Below are 12,996 nucleotides of genomic sequence, written 5' to 3'. Positions count from 1 at the left end.
CCGCTTCTGTTCTTCGTCAGATAGCCCGCTATCTTCCTCATCACAGAAGCGAAAATGCCTCAAAAACTCATCCCAAATCATCGCACGATAAATTCAAAACAGCTTCTTAAAAGGAGCTAGAAGACCAATACTTTTATGCTATTGGCTTTTAACTCCTGCCGAAGGCATAACTCCTTCTAACTCCTTTTACCTACTGGTTTCGTGAGGATATTCATATTATAAGAAGCTATTGATTTCCTGTTTTCACTTCGCTCCATGCCGGCGGATTAACTCCCATCAGGTGGCGGACAAAGAAATCGTAACGTTTATGTTCGCCGAAGGCTTCACCCATGGTGTGGTGCGCACCGGGAATAACCACCAATTCAAAATCCTTGTTGGCTTTGATAAGTGCATTGACTACTTGCATGGTAGAGGCAGGGTCTACATTGTCATCCAGTTCGCCTACCACCAACATCAGCGGACGGCTCAACAGATGGGCGTTTTCCACATTCGAACAGGCTTTGTATGAATCGTCTATCGGGTAACCCATCCACAGTTCGTTCCACCAGATCTTATCCATACGGTTGTCGTGGCATCCGCAAGCTGAATAGGCGGCTTTGTAGAACTCGGGATGTAGCAAGACGGCGTTCAATGCCTCTTGTCCGCCAGCCGAACATCCGAAGATACCTACACGGTCGAGGTCGATGTACGGATACTTCTGAGCAAGGGCTTTCAACCAGGCAATATGGTCTGCCAGTCCGGAGTCTTTCAGATTCTTGTAACACACTTCCTCAAACTCTTTCGAACGGAAGGAAGTGGTCATGCCGTCTACCTGCACCACAATGAAGCCCAGTTCGGCAATCGCCGACATGTAGCCGTTGAAAGGCGAGAAGGTCTTGGGTACGTATTGATCGCCCGGACCGGAATAGATGTATTCGATAACAGGGTATTTCTTCGAAGCATCGAAGTTGGACGGACGGTAGACAATGCCCCACATATCGGTCTTACCATCGCGACCTTTAGCAGCAAATACTTCCGGAGCTTTCCAACCGTTGGCGGTAAGTTTCGAAATATCGGCTTTCTCCAGTTCCATCAGTATTTTACCGTTTTCCGCATTGCGCAGTACGGCTACAGGAGCCTGGTCTACCTTGGAATAGACATCCACCAAGTATTTGTAGTCCGAAGAATACCATGCTTTGTGCATTCCCTCTTCGGGAGTCAGTTCTTTCATGCCTTTGCCATCGAAGCCGATGCGGTAATAATGTATCAGATACGGGTCTTCGTCTTTGTTCACCCCGTTGGCCGAGAAATAAATCTGCTGGTTGGCTTCGTCGACGTATTGCACTTCGCGTACGTACCACTCGCCTTTGGTGATTTGGTTGATGGGGCTTGCCGTAGCGCGGTCGTATAGATACAGGTGGTTGTAGTTATCCCGTTCACTCGACCAGATGATGCGTTTGCCGTCGTTCAGGTAGTAGCGGTAGATGCGCGGATAGTTGACGTATTTTTCTTCCTTTTCTTCGATAAGCGGGCGTACGCTGCCATCAGTTACCGACATTTCGAGTACCCGGTAGACTTTGTGTCCGCGTTCGTTGTATTCGAAGGTAATTCCTTTGCTGTCGTTGTTCCATATAGGTCCGTACAGTTCATACTGGTGGCTGAAGAGTTCGGTAGAAGGTATCAGCCGTTTGCCGTCTTCCACCCCGAAGATGCAAGGCACCTTGAAGGGCAGTTCATCGCCCGGTTTGGCGTATTCTTGCTTGTGCAGTTTGGGCTGAAGCTGGTCGGCTGGTGATGATTCCACGTAGTATACATACCGTTTCTCGGTAGGGCGGATGCGGCAGGAGGCTACATACTTCGAGTCTGGCGACCAATAGATATACGATGAGTAATAGTTTGCCATCGTGCCGTCCTGGCTCAGTTGCTTTTCTTCACCGGTTTTGATATTGCGTACGCATACGTTGTCGTTTTTGATGAAAGCCACATACTTGCCATCGGGCGAAGTGACGGGTGCTCCCTCTTTTTCGTCATCCCGTTCCATCCAGTGGCGTTGCGGTCCCGGTGCAGGAAGGTTGCCTTCCTCGGTCAGCTTGTTGTGGGTAATGTCGAAGCACCAGCGCTTTCCTTCAAAAACGAAGCGCAAGGTGTCCAGGCTTTGCGACACGCGGCATCCGCGGATGGGAAGCTGCATCGGGTCGATTTCTTTGCTTGTGCTTGCGGCAAGGGATGCCGATAACTTGTTTGAGTCGAATAAAAGAGCGCGTTTCTTCTCGCTGGCATCTACTTTCACGTATTCCTCACCTTCGGGGGTATTTCGTATGTACCAAAAACAATCGGTGCCTTCTATCCACTGCGGGTTTACGTTGCTGTAATATACTGATTTCGGACTGTATTTTTCGCGCAGCCCGTAAGCGCGGTTGTAATCTTCTAATGTGCCTTGCGCCCAAGCCGCACCGCTAATCAGGAGTGCGGCGGTAGTGAGTATGGAATATTTCATTGGTTTGTCGGGTTTATATTGTGCAGGTAACGTATTAAGGAGAGAAAGGAAGCGAAGTTCGAATATAAGCTTTATTTTTTAGCGATATCATCCAAATTTTACTTCCTTTCTCTCCTTTAATACGTTACTACTTGAATACTATTTCACTTCCCATTCATAAATTCCGGAAGCGTTTTTCTCTGGTAATACGACTTCCAATTTGACGGCTTTGGTTTTGACCGGTTCGAAATCAACATTGTTCGGGTCGCCTTTCTTTACGCCGTAGTCGTTCAGGTTCTGAACCGGAGTCCATGCACCTGCTGCGTCCTTGTAGTAAATCTTCCATGACTTCGGGACACGGCATCCGCCCCATGGAGCGTCATCGAACCAATAAACCGTAGAGCTGGAGACGGTCATTTCTTCAGGGAACTCGTATGAAATCCATTCGGTTGTCCCTTCTTTAGGCCACCAATGATAATAAGGAATGGTACGGTCGTTCTCATCTTTTGGCACCAGTCCGTCGGAGATAGAAGAAAGCGATGAACCTTTGTGAGATGCATCTACCTTGCTTTTCGATGCCAATGTGGGGATAGCTGTCGGACGGGTAGCGTTTACTTCATAAGGCAACCATACCGCCATGTTGCCCGAACCACGATGTGCCCATGCGTAGTAAGGAATCAGGGTCAGTGTATGGTCTTTTGCAATGAGGCGTCCGTTGTTGTCATATTCCAGGGTTTGTGCCTGAGTTTTGATTTCATTGATGCCGTACAGCAGGTCGGGTTTGCTCACCACTTCAAATTTCGGTGTGCGGTTCATCAGGATGCTCAGTACGTCGAAGTCGTTGTCGGGCCATTCGGCGCAATATACAATCGGGCCTCTTTCTATCGCAATGCGTCCACGGTCGGCTTCCACTTTGTTGTTGGCTTTGACGGTGCGCGGTTCCATGTCGAAGTGCACTTCCACCTGGTCGCCTTTCTTCCATTTCCGGTCGATGGTGAAATAGCCTTGCTGCAGTTCAGCATTCATTTCTTCACCGTTTACTTTCACGCTGTATTTGGGGCGCAGTCCGTCAGTGTACATATACAGGTCGCTCGGCACGACTTGATTTTGTACCCAGCCCGGTATGCGGACTTTCATGGCGAATTGTCCGGCACTGTTACGGTCTACGGTGATGGTGACATCTCCGTTCCAAGGATACGAAGTGGTTTGTGACAGTTCTACTTTCTTGCCGTTAACTTTCAGTGTCGCATTGTTCGACATGAAAAGGTTGACGTATACATCACGGCCTTTTACGGCATATACATATCCCGGAAGTGAAGGAATGAAGCGGCAGATATTCGACGGGCAGCAAGCACATCCGAACCAGGGCTGACGCTGATGTTGTCCCATAGACTCCAAGGGATTGGGATAGAAGAATCCTCCACCATCGAGCGATACGCCCGAAATCAATCCATTGTAAAGCGTTCGTTCCAGTACATCGTAATATTTGGCATCGCCATGCAACAGGAAGAGACGGTAATTGACATACACATTGCCGATAGCTGCACAAGTTTCGCAGTAAGCCGACATATTAGGCAGTTCGTAGTTGGCTCCGAAAGCTTCTCCATTGCTGGTAGCTCCGATACCGCCGGTAATATAGAGTTTCTTGCCTACAATGTTGTCCCAAATGCGATCGATAGCATGTACATAAGATGTATCTCCTGTCAGGGCTGCCACATCTGCCATGCCGGCATACATATAGGTGGCACGCACGGCGTGTCCTACTGCTTCGTCTTGTTCGATGACCGGTTTGTGTGCCTGGCTGTATTCGTCACGACGTGATGTGTAGCCACGTTTGTCGAGGAAGAATTTGGCTTGTTTCAGGTATTTTTCATCACCGGTGACAAGGTATAGCTTGGCAAGTGCCATTTCGGCTATCTGATGTCCCGGTACACGTACCACTTGGTTGGGGCCGTCGCCTATTTCACGGCATACACAGTCGGCATAACGGATGGCTATGTCGAGGAAATTACGTTTTCCGGTAGCCTGGTAGTGGGCGATAGCGCCTTCTATCATGTGTCCTAAGTTATAGAATTCGTGGCTCAACTCCTCTACTTTCTCCCAGCGTTTGCTTCCTGCCCATTCGTGCGGGTGTTTGGGGTTCATCGTGCGTGAGGTATACAGGTAGCCGTCGGGTTCTTGCGCGGCGGCAACGATGGTCAGCACACTGTCGATGTATTTTTCCAGTTTCTTGTCGGGATAGGTTTGCAGCAGGTAGCTGGCTCCTTCGATGGTTTTATATACATCGGTATCATCGAAAGACAATCCGCCTACCTTGATGGTATCACTTGGATGGGCGGCCATCTCAAAATTTTTATAACGTCCCGTCTCTTCGCATTTGCTGAATGCCAACGGAATGGTTGTTTCACGGCTTGCTTTCAGCCGTTGTCCCCAAAATGAATCTGTAATTTTTACAGAAGTGAACGGAACGGGGTCGATAGGATACCCATGTGCCGCCGTTCCCTTTTGTGCGTATGCTCCTCCTGTTACGATAGAAAAGAGCAAAGCGGAAATCATCAGTTTTTTCATGGTTGTGTATTTTTATGTGGATTAATTATTTTTCGAATGGAATCCATTCATCCCATAGTTTCAGCGAATGCAGGTATCCGGTGAACGGCCATGCGTTTTCAGCGTTCAGTCCCAATGTTACAAATTGGATGGGTTTCACCAGGATTTGAATGTCTTTACTGCTGATGAGCAGGTCGTTTATGTATACTTTTTCGGTTCTTCCGTCGAATTCTACATAGATGTGTTGCCATTTGCCTGCCAGAGCGGCTGCATCTTTGTAGCCTACGTCTTCATACCAGCCGTAATGGTTCAGCATGCCGCAGCGCGGTTCGGTGCCGTTGACCAACATGATTTTCTCTAATTCATCGTGGCTGCTGGTAAAGTCGGCTATGCATTCGTTTTCGCTCAGTTCGGGATTCCATATCCAGGCTTCCAGGGTATAAGGCGCATTGTCGGCCAAGGTAGCCGGAAGCGGGAAGCTGGAGCGGAACACTTGTTTGCCTTCGAAGCTGAAAGCTTTCTTTCCTTCTACCTCTTTGACGATTGCCGGAGCGTCTTGTGCTTCGAATACACCTTCGATGCCTTTGTTGGGGATGTAGGCTACGGTATCGCCTGCGGTAAAATCATCGGCAGAGAGCGACACGAGTAATCCTTGTTTGTGACGGTCGGACGGCTGTATGCGCACCAGTCCGGTAGTGGCATCGTATTGTTTTTCTGCCTCTTCCTGCTTCCAGTTGTAATAGCGGAAATTGGTTAGTGTCAGCGGTTCATTTCCTGCTTCAATGCGGATACCACCGTTGGTCAGATAGCTGTCGGCGTCTGTTGATGTCCATTGGGAGTCTTTGTATATCCATACGGTCGCTGTATGTGCTTGGGTAGGCTTCAATACCGGCGATGTGTATTCTAATACGCTACCCGGTGCCAATACGATGGCCTCCTGGCCTTTCAAGCGTTGGCGGCTGATTTGTCCGGCTTTCAGCCGGAAAGCTCCTCCCAGCATACCGCCGTCGTTTTTCCATTCTGTCCCGTTCCAGTCTTCTCCCGAAAGCCCCATCCATAATTGAGGCGAGGCTGTTTCGTATGCGCCGAACACTTTGATGTTCCACAACGCTCCGGCAAATCCGTTCTTTTGTGTACCCGTAGTGGTCAGGCGGATGTAGCGGGCCTGGGTATCACCGAAGTCCACCATCGGGCTTCCTGCCAGGTAGTTTGAGCGTTTGTCGGCAAATACAGTCCATGTCTTGCCATCGACAGACGTTTCAATGACATATTGGTAATAAGACGTGCCGTATTCGAACTGAGTCCAGATGGTTTTTACGGTTTCTATCTTTTGCAAGTCGATTTCAATCCACTCTTGTCCCATGCCGCGCGGACGCCAAAGTGTACCGTTGTTGTCGTCTACGGCATATTCAGGCAGGAAATGGTCATCGTAATAAGATGAGGCACGTACAGGTTTACGGTAAGCCAGGTTGGGCGAGGTCAGTATGCTTTTACCCAGTTTGCCTATACCGCTGTGGGTACCTTCTATCGGTTCGATGGTTCCGTCAGCACGAAAAGTCAGTTTGTCGATGCACACTTGGCGATGGAATCCACGGGTAGAGTGCGGATTGTCATGCCGGTGGTAAACGATGTAGTAGTCGTCCCCTTCTTGCAGTATGCTGTGATGTCCGGGTCCGTGTATCGTGCCGTCTGCCGAAGTCTTCAAGATGGTTCCTTTATATGTATAAGGTCCCAGAGGACTGGTGGCTGTGGCGTATTGTACGTGGTAGGTGCTGTCGTGGCACGAGTCGGACGAATACATGAAGTAATAGATGCCGTCTTTCTTCATGACAAACGGTGCTTCGAAGAAATCGGTTACTTCCGTATTCGGTATCAGGCGGGTTTCGCTGAATCCTTTCAGGTCGGGGGTCATCTTTCCGGCACCACATCCGAATCCTTTGTAGATGCCCCATGTACCCCAATATAAGTATACCGAGCCGTCATCGTCTACAAACGTTTGTCCGTCCAATGTGATAGCGTTTTTTACAAAGCGGTCGGGCACCAGTACGGCTTCGCTTTCTCCTAAGATATTTTTCCACGGGCCGCGCGGTGTCTCCGCTATGCCTTCATACAGGTTGCAAGGCTGGCAATAGAACAAACGGTAAGTGCCGTCGGTATGCTGCATTACATCGGGTGCCCATATCCAGTGACTGTCGGGCCAGTTCATGGGCATGAGTGTCCAGTTTTCGAAATCCTTGCTACACCATAATTGCGAAGGACCGAATCCTGCACCACTTCCATCGGTAGTGGCATATATATAATAGGTATCTCCAAATTTCTTGACTGTAGGGTCGGCAAAATAGCCCGGAAGAAAAGGATTTCCAGCTCCCGGCGTGTTCCATTTCACTTCTTGCGCTTGCGTGGTCAATGCTGTGCCGGTCAGCAGCAGGGTGTACAATAGCTTTTTCATGGTTCTTTAGTCTTCAGCTTTACAATTATTGTATAAAGGTAAATCAATCTCGTAAAAATACTCTTTCAATAGGTTGTACATGTCCGGGTCGTATGCTTTCAGCTTGGTGCGGTTGTTTACCTGATTATGTACGCCGTTTGCCTTTTCTGCATAGCGGTTGCAGTTGAAGAACGATTGCGTACATTCGGCAAAATATTCTTCTTTGCAACTGATGGCGTATGTATCTTTCCATAATCCTTTCTGTATGGCGTTCTGGCGCAGTGCTTCCAGCCGTTCATCGAAATCAGGCTCTACGACTACAATACCGATGGTATGGATCAGATGTGCAAACTCATGGACCAGGATGTTTTCGCCGATGTATTTGTCGTGCGGCAGAGCCAGCAGGTTTTCTTCACCGCAACTGGACGAGTAGGTATCTTCAGGCGCGCCTCCAAAGCCACGGGCACGCTTGTTCCAGTATTTGATGCTGTCCTCGCAATTGCAGATATGCGCGAATTCGGGAAGGTCGCAGGTTTCTTCCTCTTTACCGATTACCATTACGTGGCAACCTTTTTCTACCATGTGTGCTGTGATATCGGGACGTTTTGCCAACATAAGGCTGATGATATCGCAAGCTTTCAGCAGGGCTTTGTCGCTTACTCGTTCCGAAGAGGTGACATAGAGTCCTTTTGTCTCGATATATTTCTTATAAAAGTCTGGTATTAGTTTGCCTTCAGGTATGCCGGTTACAGCACTGTGCTTCGGACAGACCTCCAGTTTCAGAGCGAAACCACCTCCCGAAGCCAAGTGCAACTTGAGCCGGGTATCGCGCGTCACTTCAAATTGTTCGCAAACATAGTCTTCAGCTTGCTTCGAAGCGTTAATGCCGTCTTTCATCAGCGTACAGAAATAGGTTTCGCCTTCGTCCAAGAAGGAGAAGTCAACGGTCAGATCCCGTTCGTCCCAATTGGTCATACCGCCTACAAACCAGTTGATGTCTTTCTTGCGTACGGTTACGATGTATTTGCCTATCTCACCTGCCAATATGAAAGTTGAATCGGTTTCTACCGATAAGGAGGTGATGAACTTCAGACATTCTGGTTCACGCATATAGCTGGTGGGTGCGTCACAAAGCATGGTAAACGGCGAATCGTAGACAATGTAGGCAGCCAGCTGATGAGCACGTGTTCCCATACTCATCGGTGTGTAATACATCGGTTTGAAATCACGTTTCGTAGCATTGCGCATGGCTCCCGGCGTGTAGTCTACGTGTCCTGCCATCATGCGGATGTAAGGGAAGGTCACATCGTATAGTGGCATATCCTTTTCCACTTCGCTCCATTTCGCTTCTTCCATGCCGAATACACTTTCGTAGTTGATAACGTTGGGATAAGTGCGGTTCAGTCCGGTCGGTTTATAAATGCCGTGATAATCGAGCACCAGTTTGTATTCGGCAGCTTTTTCGGCAATACGGTAAATCATTTCTACGGCGGTCTGGTCATCGCGGTCGAGGAAATCTACCTTGAATCCTTTGATGCCCATATCGGCATATTTTTTACAAGCAGCTTCCAACTGCTCGTCCAGTACGTTAAATACCGTCCACAACACGATGCCTACACCTTTGTTTTTTCCGTATGCTACCAATTCGGGCAAGTCAATAGCCGGAATGGTAGTAAGCATATCTCCGCTCTTGGGATCGTACCAGCCCTCGTCCATTACGATGTATTCCAGTCCGTTACGGGAAGCAAAGTCGATATAATATTTATAGGTGTCCATGTTGATGCCTGTACTGAAGCCTACTCCTTTTAAGTTCCAGTCGTTCCACCATTCCCAAGCCACCTTGCCAGGCTTTACCCAGCTGTAATCTCCGATACGGTTCGGCGATGCTAAGGCATAAACTAAATTGTTGACCGGCATCTCGCTGTCTTTTTCTGTAACAGCAAGGATGCGCCATGGATATTCACGTGTGCCTTTTACTTTCGCAATGAAATTCTCCGTTTCGGTTACGTATAATTGTTTGCGCCACGGATAATAGTCTGTCTTTTTAGGATAAGAGGCAAATACACCTTTCAGTCCATTTGTTCCGGTAGGTTCGACGAACATACCCGGATAGGCTTCCAAGTCCGATTCCAGCAACGTCACCTTTACACTTCCGCAATCTACGGTTACCGGAAGAAAGGCCAGTTGCTTGCGTGTTTCCGAAAGAGGTTTTACATCGTAGGTTGCCTGATATGCCATTGCCATTGGCTTTTCTTCGTTGGTCGTGTAAGGCAGGTATGCCGTATAGTTATCGGGGAAATTGAATTCCGCCGTTTCATTGGCAATGACCAATTCTTTGTCTTTACCCATGGTTGTGTAAAAACGATAGGCGATGCCTTCATTGTATACCCGGAAGATAACGCCGAAATCACCTTTCAGCTTCAAGTCCATTTCGTTGCACACAGCACGGAATGACTTGAAGCGATAAAAAGGAGATGTTACATCCTGAACAACCTCCCTTGACTTTTTCGAAGTAACTTTCACTGCTTTCCCAGCAGTAAGTTGTTCGTCAAGGGCCACCAAACCTATTTGACTGCTTTTAAGTATGAGAGAATTGTTATGATATACCGAGTATGTCAACAGACTGTTTCCGTCTGTTACTGTAACCTTCAAGTGCTTGTCGGGCGAAAGCAACGTATAGTCTTTTGCTTGCGACACGATTCCGACAAGGCTGAAAATTATCCCGAGAAAAAAAGATGTCTTTTTCATGTGTTCATGCATTTAGGGTTATTTCCGTTTGCAAAGCAAAGCAAAAAGAATTGAATAGCGTACCATAGAAGTCTTAAACTATGCGAATATCGTCCGAAAGCCGATGTTATTCGCAACTTTTGGACGATTATTGCATTTTGTTAGACGATTTTTACGGTTATAAGATACGTGTATTCGTCAGTTTTACTTTATAAGGCCATTGTGCCAACGGTACTTGTTGTAATAACCGGTGAGTATCATGCGGACCGGCAGTTACTATCAGCCATAAATGAGCCAATTTCTTACCTTCGGGCACAGTCCACGAAACAGTGCCGGTTTGATTGTCCGCATCTGTGCTTCCCGACGTACCAAACAAAGTTTCCCCTTCTTCGGTTACGCCTACCAGCCCATAGCGGTAATAGGCTGTCTCATGAAGGGGATTCTTGTAAGCCGGATATCCTGTCGGTGCCTCCTTGCCTTGCAGTCCTTTGAAGTCGGCTTTCACCGTCGTGCCCGGTTCGGGCACTTCAAGCCGGATAGCGTTAAAACCGTAATTTTCCGGACAGCGCTCTGCTTTTACCTGCCAATAGCCATCGGACTCTTGGGTCATATAAGGCTTAAAGTTTTCGAACGAATTGGCAAATGGACGGGTTTCGGCAAAAGCCCGTTTGAAGTCGAGATTCACCAGATGACAGTAGCAGTCGAACATTTCATCCACAAACTTGTAGTTTTCTACTTCCTTAAAACCTTTCAGACGTTGGTAGGTCCGTACAGGGTCTTCGTCTGCGGTGCTTTTTCGGTAAAGTTCGGCAATGAAGTCCAGTCCGTTGCGTTCGCTCCAGTATTCCAATACATACGGCGAACGATATACATTCTCGTCGTGCAGGAAAGCCTTGTGCGAGGCTTGTTTAAAAGCATCCCAATGATAGGTTTCTTCGGCAATCCAGTTGGGATTGACTTGCCACAACATCCATTGTGAAGTCATTTCGAAAAAACCTCCCTGTTTCTCACCCCAACAGGAACTGCCGTCTGCCAGCATCTGAAGCTGGAAGCTATGCCCCAGTTCGTGTGCCACGGCATTCAGGTTCGGGTCTTGTAGCCGGTTTGGCGCAGCCCAAAAGGCTCCTATCTTGTTATCGTAAGCCCCTCCGTATGCCGTACCGTCCAGCGAATACATCAGCATCACCATCATACGGTAACGTTCGCTGTACGAGCCTGGGTTGACAAAGTTTAAGCTATCGCGGAAAAAGGTATAAAATTCCTCCAGCTTCGTTTTCAGGTGTTCCAAATCAACGTGCATGTCGTGTCCATTCAATTGTGGAGGATTGGCCAAATTTTTGCCGAAGCCTTTTTCCCAAAAGATGGCTGTGTTTTCGGTATAATCCATCCGGGCGTAACTGTACCGGCAGGTGTCTATTTGCCAGTTTTGTCCGGCAAATTCTTCAGGTTGGTAGATTGCTTTTCCTTCCGGAAGCGGATAGGGTTGGCTGGCAGGAAGGGTGTCATGGGCTGCATACGAAAGCAGGGCAGCCGCGCTTGCTAACAGCATACTGAGGTTCATCATATTTTTTCTTTTTTTGTTCTGTCAGCAAAGTAAGGAAAAAAACGGGACAAAAAAGGGTGAAATCGTACAAGGTTATGCCACAATCGTCCAACCGGATGCATTTTTTGTATCTTATGAATATCGCAAACAGTCAACCGTAGGGGCGTATTTCAAATTCTTTCTATCTCTTTAATGTCCAGTCCGGTGCTTCTGGAGATTACCTCTACATCGATGTTCATGCCTTTTAGTTGGCGGGCTATTGCAATGGCTTTTTCCTTTTCACCTAGTTCTCTGCCTTTGGCAATTCCTTCTTCCAATCCTTTTGCGTGCCCTTTTGCTGCCCCTTTGTTTTCCGCAGTTTCTATTACGCTGATCCAGTCTCTGTAGTTTTTGAGGCTTTCTTCGTATTCGTATCGTTCCTTTCGGTCGAACTTCGCTATTTCAGCGGCTTCGAACAGCCGTGTGAAAACCTTCTCTTGCAGGGCTTCCGGCCGTTTCATGAGTGTGGCAAGATTCCGTATGGCGTACAACCACTTGTCGAAGAGCGTCTCCAATTTGTCTTCCTCCTTGGTGAACTTGGGCATTTCCAGGTAGATGAATGTCAACTTGTCGTAGAACACTTCTTTGGTCGCGAGGTCTACCAGCTTGATTTCGTGGTAGAAGTCCGTATTATCTGGATAAATGGAAAAGTTCAGGATACCGATGGTGTATATACCCTTCAGTTCGTAGTTCCAATCCCCCCGTGGAGCTTGCTCCCGGATGGCGAATGTCGAATAATAGATGCTTCTGTCCTTGAAGAACTGCTGTTCACCTTTCTGCATCTCCACGATGAAATGTTCTCCCTTCTCGTTCTTGCAATACACATCGAACACGGCGCGCCGGTCGTATTCCTGCGTGCCAAGGTGTTCGGCGTTCAGGTAGGTAATGTCCTCTATTTTTTCCCTTCCGTGTAGCAGGGCGTTGAGGAAACTGATGAGCAGTTCTTTGTTGATTTCCGTACCGAAGAGCTTCTTGAATGCGAAGTCGGTATAAAAGTTGACGTATCTTTCTACGATTCCTTCCGAGCACATAAGCGTATGGTTTTAAGTGATATGCAAAGATACGGTTTTTATAGTTAGTCGGAAATGAATCGGGAAAAAACAAACGTAGAGGCGCAAAGATTTATCTTTAATGTCCGCATCTTGTCCATTAAGAAGCTGTTTTGAATTTATCGTGCGATGATTTGGGATGAGTTTTTGAGGCATTTTCGCTTCTGTGATGAGGAAGATAGCGGGCTATCTGACGAAGAACAGGAGC

Annotated in this window: 6 protein-coding genes; all 6 read right to left on the bottom strand. The window is 47.9% G+C overall.

Going from position 1 to position 12,996, the window contains the following annotated elements; all coding sequences use genetic code 11:
- Positions 1-226: 226 nt before the first annotated feature.
- Complete coding sequence (locus B5F78_RS14040; RefSeq protein ID WP_087407018.1) at positions 227-2,476, bottom strand: S9 family peptidase; 2,250 nt, start codon at positions 2,474-2,476, stop codon at positions 227-229.
- A gap of 138 nt (positions 2,477-2,614) precedes the next feature.
- The gene (locus B5F78_RS14035) at positions 2,615-5,023 is read right to left on the bottom strand and encodes a glycoside hydrolase family 127 protein (RefSeq protein ID WP_087407017.1); all 2,409 of its coding nucleotides are present in this window, start codon (positions 5,021-5,023) and stop codon (positions 2,615-2,617) included.
- A 25-nt stretch (positions 5,024-5,048) separates the two neighbouring features.
- A complete protein-coding gene (locus B5F78_RS14030; protein WP_087407016.1) occupies positions 5,049-7,451 on the bottom strand; it encodes a family 43 glycosylhydrolase in 2,403 nt (800 codons plus the stop codon).
- 6 nt (positions 7,452-7,457) lie between these two features.
- On the bottom strand, positions 7,458-10,178 hold the full coding sequence (locus B5F78_RS14025) for a glycoside hydrolase family 97 catalytic domain-containing protein (RefSeq protein WP_239473432.1): 2,721 nt from the start codon (positions 10,176-10,178) through the stop codon (positions 7,458-7,460).
- Between the two features lie 157 nt (positions 10,179-10,335).
- Positions 10,336-11,721 carry a DUF6055 domain-containing protein gene (locus B5F78_RS14020; protein ID WP_087407014.1) on the bottom strand — a complete coding sequence of 462 codons (1,386 nt, stop codon included), beginning with the start codon at positions 11,719-11,721 and terminating at the stop codon, positions 10,336-10,338.
- A gap of 149 nt (positions 11,722-11,870) precedes the next feature.
- The gene (locus B5F78_RS14015) at positions 11,871-12,770 is read right to left on the bottom strand and encodes an Rpn family recombination-promoting nuclease/putative transposase (protein ID WP_087407013.1); all 900 of its coding nucleotides are present in this window, start codon (positions 12,768-12,770) and stop codon (positions 11,871-11,873) included.
- Between the last annotated feature and the right edge of the window lie 226 nt (positions 12,771-12,996).

Source organism: Bacteroides sp. An279 (assembly GCF_002159615.1).
Lineage (GTDB): Bacteria > Bacteroidota > Bacteroidia > Bacteroidales > Bacteroidaceae > Phocaeicola > Phocaeicola intestinalis.
This window is presented reverse-complemented; position numbering and strand designations above follow the sequence as displayed.